Origin of the sequence: Kitasatospora sp. NPDC059408 (genome assembly GCF_042751525.1) — a bacterium.
GTDB lineage: Bacteria > Actinomycetota > Actinomycetes > Streptomycetales > Streptomycetaceae > Kitasatospora.
The window spans coordinates 129,923-144,582 of sequence record NZ_JBHYWI010000002.1 but is presented as its reverse complement, the minus strand read 5'-3'; the positions used below and the strand labels follow the sequence as shown (position 1 = coordinate 144,582).

Genomic DNA, 14,660 nt, shown 5'->3' with positions numbered 1-14,660 from the left:
GGACCTCGGGTATTCCGGTCCGTTGATCCCTCGATCGGATGATTCCGCGTTCGAGCGGTTCAGGCGGATTCCCGGCCCGCCGCCGCCACAGCGGCGGCGCGGCGCAGCGCCGTCGTGGCGATGGACAGGAACTCCGGTGATCGGACGGCTGCCGGGACGCTCCGGAGACTCGGGCCATGACCGACACCCGCACCGACGCCCGCACCGAAATCCGCACCACCACCCGCACCACCGCCCTCGTCATCGGCGCCTCCCGCACCCTCGACCTGCTCTTCGTCAACGCCGCGATCACCCGCGGCGACCTCCCGATCGGGGACGTCCCGACGGACGTGTTCACCGAGGTCATGGTGACCAACGCGCTCGCCCCGATGCGCGTCGTGGAGGTGCTCTGCGCGCTGGTCGCACCGGCCGGGACCATCGGCGTCATGTCCACCGACCAGGGCAGCCTCACCCTCGACACCGACGGCGGCCAGGACCAGTACCGGGCCGGCAAGTCCGCGCTGAACCAGCTCGTGCGCTGCTATGCTGCCCGCCACACCGCCGACGGCCGGACCCTGATCCTCATGGACCCGGGCTGGGTGCGGACCGAACTCGGCGGCCCCGAAGCCGATCTCAGCGTGGAGGAGAGCGTTCCCGGCGTGGCCGGGACGACCGAGCAGCACCGGGGCACGCCCGGTCTGCACTTCGTCGACCACCAGGGGCGGGCCGTGCCCTGGTGACCGTCGGCGGAGTGGCCCCGCGGCTCGACCCCGGTCGACCACGTTCGGCCACGGACACAACGGCAGCACCGGAACGCAAACTGGAATCCGTCCGCTGTTGGTCCGACGGTCGCGCGTGTTCTCTACACTGGGGCCACCGCAGATCACTGTAGGTGATGGAATCGCCGGCCCTGCCCGGCCCGTCCGCCTCTGAGCGAAAGGCCGTCCGATGGCCCCGCGTCTGTCCGTCGTCGTCCCGATCTACAACGTCGAGCGCTACCTCGAAGAGTGCCTCGACTCGATCGCGGGCCAGTCCTTCGAGGATTTCGAGTGCGTCATGGTCGACGACGGCTCGACCGACGACAGCGCCCTCCTCGCCAAGGCGTACGCCGAGCAGGACCCCCGCTTCCGGCTGGTCCAGCAGACGAACAAGGGCCTCGGCGCCGCCCGCAACACCGGCTGGCGCCACCTCACCCCCGGCACCGAGTACCTGACCTTCGTCGACAGCGACGACACCCTGCCGCCGCACGCCTACCAGCTCATGATCCGCACGCTGGACGACACCGGATCCGACTTCGCCACCGGCAACGCCATGCGCCTGCGCACCAGCGGACTCACCCCCTCGCACGGCCACCGCCGCCCGTTCCGCGAGACCCGGCTGCGCACCCACGTCAGCGAACTGCCCGCGCTCGTCACCGACCGCACCGCCTGGAACAAGGTCTACCGGCGCTCGTTCTTCGACGGCGCGGGCATCCTCTACCCCGAGGGCCTCCTGTACGAGGACGCCCCGGTCAGCGTGCCGCACCACTTCCTCGCCGAGCGCGTCGACGTCATCTCCGAGCCGATCTACCACTGGCGGGTGCGCGAGGACGGCGCGCTGTCCATCACCCAGCGCAAGACCGACCCGCGCGGCCTGATCGACCGGGTCCGCTCGATGGAACTGGTCCGGGAATGGCTGACGGCCCGCCCCGAGCCGCAGTTCGCCGAGCACCTGCGCGCCTACGACCGGAACTGCCTGGTCGAGGAGATCCCGATGTTCTTCTGGTCCCTCCCGGACGGCGACCGCCCCTACTGGGAGGTCTACCAGCGGCACGTGAGCCGGCTGCTCCTGGCCATCGGCTCCGAGCAGCTGGCCGGACTGAACGCCCAGCTGCGGCTCAAGTACAGCCTGACGCTGGCCGACCGGATGCGGCGCTTCGTGGCCCTCCAGCGCCTGCACCGCATCGTCCGCCGCACCCGCCAGGCCGCCCGCCGCTGAGCCGGGGGCCGCCCGCCGCTGAGCCGGGGGCCGGGGGCCGGGGGCCGCTGAGCCCGGGGGCCGCGCGCCGCTGAGCCCGGGGGCCGGGGCCGGGCGTGGTGTGCGTGCTCCGGCCGCGGGCCCGTCCCGCCCGTACGGCGTAGCACCGAGTGTCGGAGGCCGGACGGCCGGGCGCCGGTGCACATAGTGCGGTCATGACCCGCATGCGCATCGCTGCCCTCTGTACCGCGACCCTGCTCGCCTCCACCCTCCACCTGTCGGCCGGGCCCGCGACGGCCGCCGGGCCCGGGCACCCGCAGCACCGGTGCGCCGCCTCGCCCGACCCGGGGAGCGGGCAGGCCGGGAAGGTGCTCGACGCCGTCCGCCGGGCGAAGGAGGAACTCGACCTCAACTCCGTCCTGCTGAAGGTGACGGTGGACGGGCGGGAGGTGGTCACCGGGGCGGTGGGGGAGTCCATGACCGGGGTGCCGGCCACCGCCGACATGCACTTCCGCGTCGGGTCGGTGGCGTTCTCCTACATGGGCGTGGTGCTCCTGCAACTCGTCGAGGAGGGGAAGGTGGGCCTGGACGACCCGGTGTCGCGCTGGCTGCCCGACCTTCCGCACGCCGAGGAGATCACCCTGCGGATGCTCGGCTCCACCACCTCCGGGCTGCACGACTACGTCCCCGACCCCGTCTTCCAGAACGCCTACCTCGCCGACCCGTTCCGGGAGTGGACCGAGGCCGAGCTCGTCGGCGTCTCCACCGCCCACGACCTCTGGTACGCGCCCGGCACCAACTGGAGCTACTCGCACGCCAACTTCATGCTGCTCGGCGAGGCGCTCGCGAAGATCACCGGTGAACCGCTGGACGGACTGCTGCGCCGACGGGTGATGGACCGCCTCGACCTGCGTCAGACCCGCAACGGTTTCACCCCCGACCTGCCGACCCCCGTGCTGCACGGTTTCACCGCGGCGCGCGGCCGCTACGAGGAGGTCACCTTCTGGAACCCGTCCTGGACCGCCGCGCGCGGAGCGGTCCTCTCCAGCGACATCTGCGACCTGGCCCGCTCCGCGCAGGCCATCGGCGCCGGTGAACTGCTCTCGCCCAGCAGCTACCGGACGCAGCTGAACCCGGGGACGGTCGGCCTCGGGCACGCGACCAAGACCTGCCCGGCGGACATCTGCAGGACCAACACGGAGGCCGAGCACTTCGGCCTCGGGGTGTTCGTGCGGAACGGCTGGGTGCTGCAGAACCCGTTCCTGCCCGGGTACGCCGCCGTCCAGGCCTACCTGCCGGACTGCCGCCTCGCGATCGCCGTCGCCACCACCCAGGGCCCCACGACGACGGACGGCCAGCCGGCGCAGACCATCGCCGCCCGGATCTCGGAGCTCCTGGCCCCGGACCACCCGCTGGCACCCTGAGGCACCCTTCCCAGCCGTCGGCGCCCCCGTGGCCGCTCCTCCGGAGTCGACCGCAGCGAGCGGCCCGGGTGTGCGCCACCATGCCGGAATGTACGCACGACTCCTTCACAAGGCTCCGCCGTCCCGGCCGGGTTCCGCCCCCGCTGAGGCCCGTATTCCGCCTCGTAGCAAGGCTGTGACAAAGGAGTGACAGGGCTGCGCGGACTTCTGTTCGGTTCTCTCATGTCGTGCACGTATGGTCGCCACATGCGAGAGAAGCGGCGGGGAACAGGTGTGAACAAGCTCGGGGCCGGTGTGCGGCTGCTCGGTGTGAGCGGCATAGCCGGGGTGGTCGTGGCGGGCATAGCCCTGCCGGCCGTGGGGGCCGTCGGCCTCGGGGCGCAATCGGCCGCGGACGACTTCCAGAACCTCCCGGACGACTTCAAGACCCCGCCGCTGTCCCAGGCCTCGACGATCTACGACGCGCAGGGCGGCGTGATCGCCACCGTCTACGACCGCGACCGCACGATCGTCCCGGGGGACCAGATCTCCCCGCTGGTGAAGACGGCCCTCGTGGACATCGAGGACAACCGCTACTTCGAGCACGGCGCGATCGACCTCAAGGGCGTCCTCCGGGCCCTGAACAAGAACGCCGCCACGGGCAGCAGCCAGGGCGCCTCCACGCTCACGCAGCAGTACGTGAAGAACGTCTTCGTCGAGGAGGCGGGCGACGACCCGGCGAAGGTCCAGGAGGCGCAGCGGCAGACGGTCGGCCGCAAGATCCAGGAGCTGAAGTACGCGATCAAGGTCGAGGAGACCCTCAGCAAGGACCAGATCCTCACCAACTACCTGAACATCACGTACTTCGGGCAGCACGCCTACGGCATCGAGGCGGCGGCCCACCGCTACTTCGGCGTCCACGCGAAGGACCTCACCCTGCCGCAGGCCGCGCTGCTGGCGGGCCTGGAGCAGTCCCCGAGCGGCTACGACCCGGTGGCCCACCCGGACGACGCCAAGACCCGGCGCGACACCGTGCTGAAGAAGATGGCCGAGTTCGGGCACATCACCAAGGACCAGGAGCAGCAGGCGATCGCGAGCCCGCTGGGGCTGAACATCCAGTCGTCGCCGCAGGGTTGCATCACGGCCAAGCAGGGCGAGGGCTTCTTCTGCGACTACGCGCGCCAGGTGGTGCTGACCGACCCGGCGTTCGGGAAGAACGCGGCCGAGCGGAAGGCGCTGTGGAACCGCGGTGGCCTGCAGATCCGCACCACGCTCGACCCCAAGGCGCAGGCGGCGCTCAACGACTCGGTGACCAAGGGCGTGAACCCGGGCGACCTGGCGGCGACGGCGATGAGCATCGTCCAGCCGGGCACCGGCAAGATCCTCGCGATGGGCCAGAGCCGCCCGTACGGCGTCGACGACTCCAAGCACGAGACCCAGATCAACTACAACGTCGAGAAGTCGATGGGCGGCGGGTCCGGCTTCCAGACCGGGTCGACGTTCAAGCCGATCGTCGCGGCGGCGGCCCTGGAGGCCGGCATCGCGCCGAGCCAGAGCTACACCACGGACTACAGCATCCCGTGGCCGGCGATGAAGGACTGCAACGGCGGCAAGTTCCCGTCGACCGAGTCGCTGCACAACGACAGCCCGAACCTCAAGGGCCAGTTCGACATGAAGACGGCGATGGCGCAGTCGGTCAACACCTACTTCGCGAAGCTGGAGGCCGACGCCGGGCTGTGCTCCGTCGCCCAGATGACCAACAAGCTGGGCATCACGGCGCAGGCCGGCGGCGAGAAGCTCCAGGTGGTGCCGTCGATGACGCTGGGCAGCAACTCCCTGACCCCGCTGGAGATGGCGAACGTCTACGCGACGTTCGCCGCGCACGGCACCTACTGCAAGCCGACCGCGATCACCGCGGTGACCGGCCCGGACGGCAAGCAGCTGGCGGTGCCGGACGCGAACTGCACCTCCGTGATGTCCTCGGACACGGCCGACACCGTCACCACGATGCTCAAGGGCGTGGTCGAGGACGGCACCGGCAAGCCGGCCGGTCTCTCCGGCCGCGACAGCGCGGGCAAGACCGGCACCACCAACGGCAGCCGCCAGGTGTGGTTCGTCGGCTACACCCCCGAGATGGCGGGCGCGACGGTCGTCAGTGACACGGCCGTCCAGAAGCCGCTGGACGGGCAGCGGATCGGCGGCCACGTCGTCGACCAGGCCTTCGGCGGCACGCTGGCCGGGCCGATCTGGAGCGGTGCCATGGACGGCGCGCTGAGCGGCGTGCCGGCGGGCACGCTGACGACGGTGCCGCTGCCGTAGCGGCGGACTGCCGTAGCCGTCGGATCGTCGCGGCCCCGCCGCTCGCCCGAACCGAGGGAGCGGCGGGGCCGTTCCGTCGCTTACGCGTGGGTGGCCTCGTAGTCGGGAGCTGCTGCGGCGGCCGGGGCTTCCGGCACCTTCGGGCGCAACGCGTACGTCAGGACGGCCAGGGCGGCGAAGATCCCCGCCGCGACGGCACCGGTGACGTGCAGCGCGGAGGTGAACGCCTCGCGCGCGGTGTGCAGGAGGTCCGCGGCCCGCCCGGCCGGGAGGTGCCCGGCCGCGGCGACCGCGCCCGCGAGGGAGTCGGAGGTGCCGTGCGTGCGGGCGCGGTAGACCGCTGCGGCCAGCGCGCCGAGGAGTGCGAAGCCCAGCGAGCCGCCGAAGTAGTTGCCGGTCTCCGACATCGCCGCGGCCGATCCGGCACGCTCCGGCGGGACGGAACCCATGACGAGCCCGGTGCCGAGCGCGAACAGCGGGCCGGTGCCGAGCGCCAGGACGGCGACGCCGGTGATGACCAGCGGCAGGCTGCCGGGACCGTCCACGACCGCCAGCAGCAGGCCGCCGAGCGCGGAGAGCGCCAGCCCGCCGGCGATCGCGGTCGACCGGCTCACCCGCCGGGCCAGGAGCGGCGAGGCCATCGTGCCCACCGCCACGGCCAGGCCCATCGGCGCGAACAGCACGGCGGACGCGAGCGGCGAGTGGCCGAGGACGCTCTGCAGGTACTGCGTCACCAGCAGGCCCGTCCCGGCCATCGCCACGCCGGCGAACACCAGCGCGACGAGGACGGCCGTGAACGGGCGGCTGCGCAGCAGGCGGAGGTCCAACAGGGGCGTTTCCAGGCGTAGTTGGCGCTGGACGAACAGCGCGCCGACCACCGTGCCCACGGCCAGGGCCGCAGAAGGCACGGCGGGCGAGCTCCCGACCGCCAGCTGCTTGAGCCCGTAGACCACCAGGAGCACCGCCACCAGCGACAGCCCCACCCCGGCGAGGTCCAGCCGCCCCGACCGGTCGCCGCGGAACTCCGGCAGCAGGAACGGCCCGGTCAGCAGCAGCACCGCCATCGCCGGCACGGCGGCCAGGAACACCGACCCCCACCAGAAGTGCTGGAGCAGGAACCCGGCGAGCACCGGCCCGAGCGCGCCCCCGGCGAACTGGCAGGTCGCCCACACCGCGATGGCCCGCCCGCGCTGCCGCCCGTCCCGGAACAGGTCGGTGATCAGCGCGAGCGTGGACGGCGCCAGCGTCGCCCCGGCGACGCCGAGCAGCGCCCGGACGGCGATCAGCACCAGCGGGTCGGTGGCGTAGGCCGCCACGACCGACAGCACCGCGAACGCCGCGGCGCCGGTGAGCAGCAGCCGCCGGCGGCCGATCCGGTCACCGAGGGTGCCCATCGTGATGACCAGCGCGGCCACCGTGAGCCCGTAGCCGTCGCTGATCCACAGCTGCTGGACGTTGGTGGCACCCAGGTCCGCGCTCAGCCGCGGGAGCGCGAGCAGCAGCGCCGTCACGTCCATCGCGACCAGCAGGGTGGGCAGCATCAGGACGGCCAGGGCCGCCCAGGGCCGTTCGACTCGCATCTTCGTAACCTCCGGATCTCCGTACGTTGCGCGGGCTGGTCGGAGCCGGGGGAGCGTTCTTGACATCCGCCGGACGCGCGAGGGCCGTGCGACGGGAAGAGTCGTGGGAAATTTCTCCGGGAAACGTCCCGAGCGATGTCAAGACGGCGTCGGCGGCTCCGACCAACCGGTCGAGAGGGCCCCGCCGGGGCCCGCGCACCACGAGGAGCACGCGATGAAGTTCGTGATCGGCCTGCACATCAACCCGGCCGTGCTGGACGCGCTGACCGACGAGGAGAAGGCGGCGATCGGCGCCGGCCACGGCCGGTTCATCGAGGCGCTGAAGGAGTCCGGCGAGCTGATCCTCACCCAGGCGCTGGTCGACCCGTCCCAGGCGGCCGTGGTGACCGTCCGGGACGGGCAGCCGGTGGTGACCGACGGCCCGTTCCTGGAGGCCAAGGAATTCCTCGGCGGCTTCTACCTCGTCGACTGCGAGGACAAGGACCGCGCGATCGAACTCGCGGCGCAGATCCCCGACGCCGCGATCCCGGGACTGGGGGTCGAGGTGCGCCAGGTCATGTTCTCCGACGGACACTTGGAGGCATGACGCACGGCACGACCCCCGGCAGTTCGCAGGGCATGATCCCCGGCACGACCCCCGGCACGACCCCCGGCCGTCCGCACGGCACGGCGGTGCACGAGTTCGAGGACCTGCTGCGTGAGCTCGCGCCGCAGGTCCTCGGCACGCTGGTGCGGCGGCACGGGCAGTTCGAGGGCTGCGAGGACGCCGTGCAGGAGGCCGTCCTCGCCGCCGCCGTGCAGTGGCCGGACGAGGGCGTGCCGGACAACCCGCGCGGCTGGCTGGTGACGGTCGCCTCCCGCCGCCTCGTCGACCGGATGCGCAGCGACCACGCGCGCCGCGAACGCGAGGCGGCGACGGCGTCCGAGGTGCGGCCCGAGGACGTGCCGGACAGCGACGACACGCTCGTCCTGCTGTTCCTGTGCTGCCACCCGACCCTGACCGCGGCCTCCCAGACCGCCCTGACCCTGCGGGCGGTCGGTGGCCTGACCACGGCCGAGATCGCGCGCGCGTTCCTGGTCCCGGAGGCCACGCTCGCGGCCAGGATCAGCCGGGCCAAGCAGCGCATCAAGGCCGCCGGCAGCTCGTTCGCGCTCCCCGAGGGCGAGGAGCGCGAGGAGCGGCTGCGGGTGGTCCTGCACGTCCTCTACCTGATCTTCAACGAGGGCTACACCGCCTCCTCGGGCACCGACCTCGACCGCCCCGACCTCGCCCGCGAGGCGATCCGCCTCACCCGCACGGTGCACGCCCAGCTGCCCGACGACCCCGAGGTCGCCGGTCTGCTCGCCCTGATGCTCCTCACCCACGCCCGCCGCGAGGCCCGTACGACCTCCGCCGGCGACCTGGTACCCCTCGCCGACCAGGACCGGACGGCCTGGGACCGCACCCTGCTCGACGAGGGCCTCGCCCTCGCCAAGGCGTCCCTGGCCGGCCCCGCCCTCGGCCCGTACCAGCTCCAGTCCGCGATCGCCGCGACGCACGCGGCGGCGGCGACGGCCGAGGAGACCGACTGGCACCAGGTGCGCGCGCTGTACCTGATCCTCGAACGCATCGCCCCCAACCCGATGGTCACCCTCAACCGCGCGATCGCCCTCGCCGAAACCGAGGGCCCCGAGGCCGGCCTGGCCCTCCTCGCCACCCTCGACGCCGACCCGAGGATGGCCACCCACCACCGCCTCCTCTCCGTCCGCGCCCACCTCCTGGAACGCACCGGCGACCGGACCGCCGCCCGCGACCACTACCGCCGCGCGGCCAGGGCCACGGCGAGCACCGCCGAACAGCGCTACCTGGAGTCGCGGGCGGCGCGGCTGCGGCCGTAGCCCTGCGGGCGGCATCGCCCGGTTGAGTGCAATCCGGGCTTCGCGGGCGGTTGGTTGTGCCTCGAACCGGCGTGCCGCTCGCGCCGCGGCCTGGGATTGGTTTCGCGGTACTGTGGGTGCCGGTTCCGGTGGTGGTGCCGGTTGGGCTTCAGGGGCGCTTGACCTGCGTGTTTTTGGGGGAGTGACACATGGCCGTCAGTCTCGACAAGGTCGAGCGGAGTGCACCTGCGCTGGTGAGCCTCTACAAGACGGCCGACGCCTCGGTGGAGCGGCGCGGGCTCAGCGGTCAGCGCGTCGCGGTGTACCTGGTGATCGACTACTCCGGTTCGATGAGGCCCTTTTACAAGGACGGCAGTGTCCAGGCGCTCGCCGACCGGGTCCTGGGACTGTCGGCCAATCTGGACGACGACGGGAGCGTGCCGGTCCTCTTCTTCTCCACCGAGGTCGACGCCCAGACCGAGATCACCTTGGAGGACCACGAGGGCCGGATCGACCGGATCGTGGCCGGCCTCGGTCACATGGGCAAGACCAGTTACCACGTGGCGATGGACGCGGTGGTCCGGCACTACCGCGAGAGCGGTGCCACGGCCCCGGCCCTCGTCCTGTTCCAGACGGACGGCGGGCCGATCAACAAGGGCGCGGCGGAAGCGCGCCTGTGCGAGGCGGCGAAGCTGCCGATCTTCTGGCAGTTCATCGGCTTCGGCGACCCGGACAGCAGGCAGTTCGACTTCCTGCGGAAGCTTGACGAGTTGGCGGTCCCGGAGAAGCGGCCCATCGACAACGCCGGTTTCTTCCATCTGGGGCGTGATCCTCAGGGGATCTCCGACGCGAAGCTGTACGACCTGATGCTCGCCGAGTTCCCCAGCTGGCTCGCGGCCGCCCGGGCCCAGGGCATTGCGCCGGAGGGACCGGAGCCGCAGACCACGGTTGCTCCACGCACCGAGCACCGCGGGACCCTGCCCGAAAGCCGGGAGCGCCGGGGCCTCTGGGCAGGTCTGACCAAGTGGCTGGGAAGGTGACACGGCACCGGCCGGCGGCGTGAGCCCGGGTTTGGGGATCGCCCACACCCACCTGCACGGCCCCGAAGTCCTGGCGCAGACACCGCGGCGCAAGTAACTCGCCGGTAATTGCTGTCGGGGATCTTGGCGATGACGGTCGGCCATGCCCTCGACGTCTCAGTCTCCAAGATCCCCGACCTCGTCACCCGCGATCAGCCCTGCGTCTCCTCGCGGCGTCCGACAGCGGCCGCATCGGGTACGACGAGCAGCTTGCCGGTGGTACGCCGAGCCTCCAGATCGCTGTGGGCCTGGGCGGCCTCGGACAATGCGTAGCGGCCCGTTACGGTGACCTCAAGCGCCTTGGAGCGCACCCACTCGAACACATCGGCGGCCCGTCGGAGCAGTTCGGACCGATCGGCGATGAAGTCCCCGAGGCTGGGCCGGATCAGGGTCAGCGAACCGCCGTGGGCGAGCCGAATCGGATCAAACGGCGGCACGGCACCACTTGCCGCGCCGAAGAGCACGAGATGGCCGCGGGTTCGCAGGCTGGCGAGGCTCGCATCGAAGGTGTGCGCGCCGACGCCGTCGAAGACGACCGGCAGTCCCTGACCGCCGTTGAGCCGCCTCACCTCGGCTGCGAGATCGTCGACTGCGGAGGAAAGGATCACCTCGGCGGCCCCGGCACGCTTCGCCAGCTCGGCCTTCGCCGTGGTCGACGTCGTGCCGATCACCCTGCCGCCGAGTTGGGTGATGAGCTGGGTCAAAAGCAGCCCCATGCCGCCGGCAGCCGCATGGACGAGCACCGTGTCGCCCCCCTGAACCGGGTAGGCGTCCTTGACGAGATAGTGCGCGGTCATGCCTTGGAGGAGCACGGCGGCGGCTGTCTCGAAGCCGATATCGTCGGGCAGCGGCACCAGCCGGGAGGAGTCCACGACGGCCCGCTCGGCATACGTGCCGGGAATCTCCACCCAACCGACCCGGTCCCCGACCGCGACGTCAGTGACGCCGGGTCCGACTTCGACGACCGTGCCGGCGCCCTCGGCGCCCGGGGTGAAGGGCAGCGGGACGCTGTACCGGCCTTCGCGGTGGTAGACGTCGAGGAAGTTGACCCCGGATGCGGCGACCTCCACGACCGCTTGGCCCGGGCCCGGCGTCGGTTGATCGATATCGACCAGTCGCAGCACCTCGGGACCGCCCACTTCGGACATCTGAATCGCTCGCATGACCCCTCCTGAACGGGAAACTTCCCTCACCAACTCCACTCGTGACGATCCTATTTCCACTCGCGGTGAGGTGTCGTAGCCGTCACGTTCAGGTCAGCGACATGAAGCCGGCAGTGCCGCGGCAACTGCCCTGGAGCCCGAGGCTGCGGCCGAGCATCGTTCAGCGTGCCGGCTCAGGAGGCTCGGCGGGCCTGTCGAAGGAGGTATTCCCGTTCATCAACTGCCAGCGCTCAGACCGCCGTCTGAAGACGTTTGATGAACGCTAGGACTTCGGGGCCTGCGCGCCGAGCGCGGACGCACGCGCGGAGAGATCGTGATCCGCATCTGAAGCGGGCGCGGCATGGATGGGCCGGTCCGCCTGACGGCGGTGGCGGCGGCCGGCTCCGCCGCGGGGGTGGTCAGATCAGGAGCAGGGTCTTGCCCAGGGCGGTTCGGCTTTCGATCGCGGCGTGCGCGTCCGCGGCGCGCTCCAGCGGGAAGGTCTGTCCGATGACCGGCCGGACTCGGCCCGCGACCGCTTCTGCCATCACCTGTTCGGCCCACCGGTGCATCCGCGGCCGGAACCCGTAGAGCTGCTCGATTCCGATCACCTCGACTCCGCGCCTCCGCGCTTCCGCGGGCTCGATCACCGTCAGCTGACCGCTTGAGGCGCCGTGCACGGAGAACCGGCCGTGGTGGGCCGTCACCTCGAACGCGGCCCGGCCGATCTCCCCGCCCACGCCGTCGAACACGACGTCGACTCCCGCGCCGCCGGTCGCCCGGAGGACCTGCTCGGTCCAGTCCGGTGCGGAGTAGTCGACCGCGGCCTCGGCCCCCAGGCCGCGGATCAGGTCGAGCTTCCGTGCCCCACGGGCGATCCCGATGACCCTGGCCCCGGCCGCCAGAGCCAACTGGACCAGCAGGCTGCCGACACCGCCGGCCGCCGCCTCGACCAGCACCCACTCCCCGGCAGCGATCCGCGCCCCCTCGACGAGGCCCGTCGCGGTGCTGCCGTCCGTGTGCAAGGCTGCGGCCTCGCGCGGGCCCAGCCCTTCGGGTACCGGGATCAGGCTCTCCGCGTCGGCCGCCACCCGCTCGGCGAAGGCACCCGTCGCCCCGGCGTCGGCCAGAACGAGGCGGCCGATCCAGCTCGGATCCGTTCCTTCCCCGGTCGCGCTCACCCGGCCGGCCACCATGCCGCCCGGTACGTACGGCAGGTCGGGTCTGGCGTGCCACCGGTCGACGCCGCGGCGGATCTGCGTCTCGACGAACGTGATGCCCACGACGGACGCCTCGACCATCACCCGTCCCGGTCCGACGACCGGCTCCGGTGTCTCGCCCGGAACCAGAACCTCCGGGCCCCCGAAACGCACCGCCCGCACCGTTCGCATGGCTGATCACTCTCCTGTCTGGATGACGACGACTCCGACAACGCGGATTTCCTCGACCTCGACCGAGGTTCGGCCCCGGTGAAGTTCATGACCCCAAGGTAGAAGCTCAAGCCGACTTGAAGTCAAGCGCCGGAGTGCGGGACGAAATCCGCGACCCGGACGGGTGTCCCGTCTTCCTGCATGGCTCTCAAATAGCCGACTGGGAAGTGTTTGTTGCTGCGTCATGCCGCCCGTTCGGCGCCTACGGTCGTGTGTTCGACCTCCGGATAGACTGCGAAATCCCCGGCCCCGTAGCACGCACGAAGAGGGTCGACGAGTCCGTCCGCCCGTTGGCGGTCACTTCGGCACCTCGGCACGCGATCCCGCGCGGCCATGCCGCGAATCGCGTGCCGCAAGGCGAGCAGAGAGTAGGCATTCGTGAATCACCCTCAGACCACGTCGTCCGGCGGACTGCTGGTCATCGGCAGCGCCGCCGCTGCCGACGCTCCTGGAGCGGGTCTGTGCGCCGTTCGCTACGACGGCACCGGCGCCATGAGCCTCGTCCGGATATTGCCGCTGGACCACCCCTCCTATGCGGCTGTCGATCCGACACGCGGGGTCGTCCACGCCGTCCTGGAACGGGCGGTTGGAGGGGTCGCGTCCCTCCGGGTGGACACCGACACCGACATCGACATCGACACCGGGTTCCAGGGGCCGCCCTTCGTCGCTGCCAGTGGTGGCGCGGGCCCCTGTCACGTCGCGGTCCACCCCAGTGGTTCGCACGTCTTCGCGGCCCACTACGGCGATGGCGCCCTCTCGGTCGTTCCCATCGGCGCCGACGGCATGGTCGCTGCTGCCGGGCCGGTGCAGATTGTCCGGCACCCGGGCCGGGAGGCGTCCGGAGAACTCCTCACGGCCCCGCATGCCCACATGGCGGCTCCCTCGCCGGACGGGCGGTTCCTGCTGTGTACCGATCTCGGTACCGACCGGGTTTACGTCTATGCCTTCGATCCGGACAGCGGCCTGCTCAGCGCCCACCGGACGGTGCAACTGCCGGCGGGCAGAGGCCCTCGGCACCTCGTGTTCCATTCGTCGGGCCGGTACGCCCACGTTCTGAACGAACTCTCCTCGACCCTCACCGTCTGCACCTGGGACGGGCTCTCCGGCCGCCTCGAACCGGTTGCCGAGGTCGAGACCCGACAGGATCCGGGCGCGCCGAACGCCAACTCCGCCGCCGCGGTCCGGCTGTCCGGGGACGGCCGCTTCCTCTACACGACCAACCGCGGCGACGACGCGATCGCGATCCACGCCGTCCACGACGACGGCGCGTCCGTGGAACTGCTCACCGCCGTTCCCTGCGGCGGCACTTGGCCGCGTGACATCGCACTCACCCCCGACGGCCTTCTCCTCTTCTGCGCCAACCAGCGCTCCGGTACGGTCACGGCCTTCCACCGCGACCCGTCCAGCGGCCGCCTGAGCCCGGCCGGGGAGTCCCTGGTGATCACCGAGCCCACGTCCGTCCTGCCGATCGGAGGCTGAGCGGAGGAGGCGGGAGGTGCCTGGCGCGGGTGGGACGCGGGGCGCTCCTCAGGACAGGGCGGCCGGCGCCTGCGCGGCGAGCATCTGCTCCAGGGCCACCAGGGCGCGCGGGGTGTGCCGGGTGCCGATGCGGACGGCGTAGATGAAGCGGGTCAGCTCCGGGTCGGCGAGGGGGCGCGCCACGACCGGGTCCCGCGCGATCAGCGTCCGGCGCGGTGTCCGTGGCGCCGGCAGGGAATGAAGTCGTCGTAGCTGAGGGCCAGGCCCATGGCAGAAGATCGGCCGGCGGGCGATCGGGGAGCGGGCGATCGGGGGGCGCGCGCCGCACGGGCGACGGCGCTTGCCGTCGGTCCGGCGCCGACCCCTTGACACCGCTCGGCCGCAACCCTCAGGATCGGCCCGTGAACCTGTCAGACAGCCAGACAGCAGGATCGGC

At 71.6% G+C, this 14,660-nt stretch carries 12 protein-coding genes; 8 read left to right on the top strand and 4 right to left on the bottom strand.

Annotated features, from left to right (window positions below):
* Positions 1-176 precede the first annotated feature (176 nt).
* From ACFXDE_RS03100 to ACFXDE_RS03085, 4 genes are all read left to right on the top strand, one after another.
* Positions 177-719 carry an SDR family oxidoreductase gene (locus tag ACFXDE_RS03100; RefSeq protein WP_380490301.1) on the top strand — a complete coding sequence of 181 codons (543 nt, stop codon included), beginning with the start codon at positions 177-179 and terminating at the stop codon, positions 717-719.
* A gap of 208 nt (positions 720-927) precedes the next feature.
* Positions 928-1,956: a glycosyltransferase family 2 protein gene (locus ACFXDE_RS03095; RefSeq protein WP_380438323.1), complete on the top strand. Its 1,029-nt coding sequence runs from the start codon at positions 928-930 to the stop codon at positions 1,954-1,956.
* Between the two features lie 194 nt (positions 1,957-2,150).
* Positions 2,151-3,359 carry a serine hydrolase domain-containing protein gene (locus ACFXDE_RS03090; RefSeq protein WP_380490299.1) on the top strand — a complete coding sequence of 403 codons (1,209 nt, stop codon included), beginning with the start codon at positions 2,151-2,153 and terminating at the stop codon, positions 3,357-3,359.
* Positions 3,360-3,605: 246 nt separating this feature from the next.
* Positions 3,606-5,657: a transglycosylase domain-containing protein gene (locus ACFXDE_RS03085; RefSeq protein WP_380438326.1), complete on the top strand. Its 2,052-nt coding sequence runs from the start codon at positions 3,606-3,608 to the stop codon at positions 5,655-5,657.
* A gap of 80 nt (positions 5,658-5,737) precedes the next feature.
* Here ACFXDE_RS03085 and ACFXDE_RS03080 read toward each other — a convergent pair whose 3' ends face one another.
* Positions 5,738-7,237 (bottom strand): MFS transporter, encoded by a 1,500-nt coding sequence (locus ACFXDE_RS03080; protein ID WP_380490297.1) that lies wholly within the window; start codon positions 7,235-7,237, stop codon positions 5,738-5,740.
* Between the two features lie 214 nt (positions 7,238-7,451).
* Between ACFXDE_RS03080 and ACFXDE_RS03075 the strand changes: the two genes are divergently transcribed.
* From ACFXDE_RS03075 to ACFXDE_RS03065, 3 genes are all read left to right on the top strand, one after another.
* A complete protein-coding gene (locus tag ACFXDE_RS03075; RefSeq protein ID WP_380490295.1) occupies positions 7,452-7,823 on the top strand; it encodes a YciI family protein in 372 nt (123 codons plus the stop codon).
* Positions 7,824-7,855: 32 nt separating this feature from the next.
* The gene (locus tag ACFXDE_RS03070) at positions 7,856-9,115 is read left to right on the top strand and encodes an RNA polymerase sigma factor (protein ID WP_380490453.1); all 1,260 of its coding nucleotides are present in this window, start codon (positions 7,856-7,858) and stop codon (positions 9,113-9,115) included.
* A 188-nt stretch (positions 9,116-9,303) separates the two neighbouring features.
* Complete coding sequence (locus ACFXDE_RS03065; protein WP_380490293.1) at positions 9,304-10,134, top strand: vWA domain-containing protein; 831 nt, start codon at positions 9,304-9,306, stop codon at positions 10,132-10,134.
* Between the two features lie 191 nt (positions 10,135-10,325).
* On the opposite strand, the gene ACFXDE_RS03060 is transcribed toward ACFXDE_RS03065, so the two are convergent.
* Entirely contained in the window at positions 10,326-11,336 is a 1,011-nt protein-coding gene (locus tag ACFXDE_RS03060) for a quinone oxidoreductase family protein (protein WP_380490291.1), read from the bottom strand.
* Positions 11,337-11,734: 398 nt separating this feature from the next.
* Complete coding sequence (locus ACFXDE_RS03055) at positions 11,735-12,706, bottom strand: zinc-binding dehydrogenase (RefSeq protein WP_380490289.1); 972 nt, start codon at positions 12,704-12,706, stop codon at positions 11,735-11,737.
* 417 nt (positions 12,707-13,123) lie between these two features.
* On the opposite strand from ACFXDE_RS03055, the gene ACFXDE_RS03050 reads away from it, so the two are divergent.
* Positions 13,124-14,224, top strand: a complete 1,101-nt coding sequence (locus ACFXDE_RS03050; RefSeq protein WP_380490287.1) for a lactonase family protein — start codon at positions 13,124-13,126, stop codon at positions 14,222-14,224.
* Between the two features lie 48 nt (positions 14,225-14,272).
* Here ACFXDE_RS03050 and ACFXDE_RS03045 read toward each other — a convergent pair whose 3' ends face one another.
* A complete protein-coding gene (locus ACFXDE_RS03045; protein WP_380490285.1) occupies positions 14,273-14,407 on the bottom strand; it encodes a hypothetical protein in 135 nt (44 codons plus the stop codon).
* Positions 14,408-14,660: the final 253 nt, after the last annotated feature.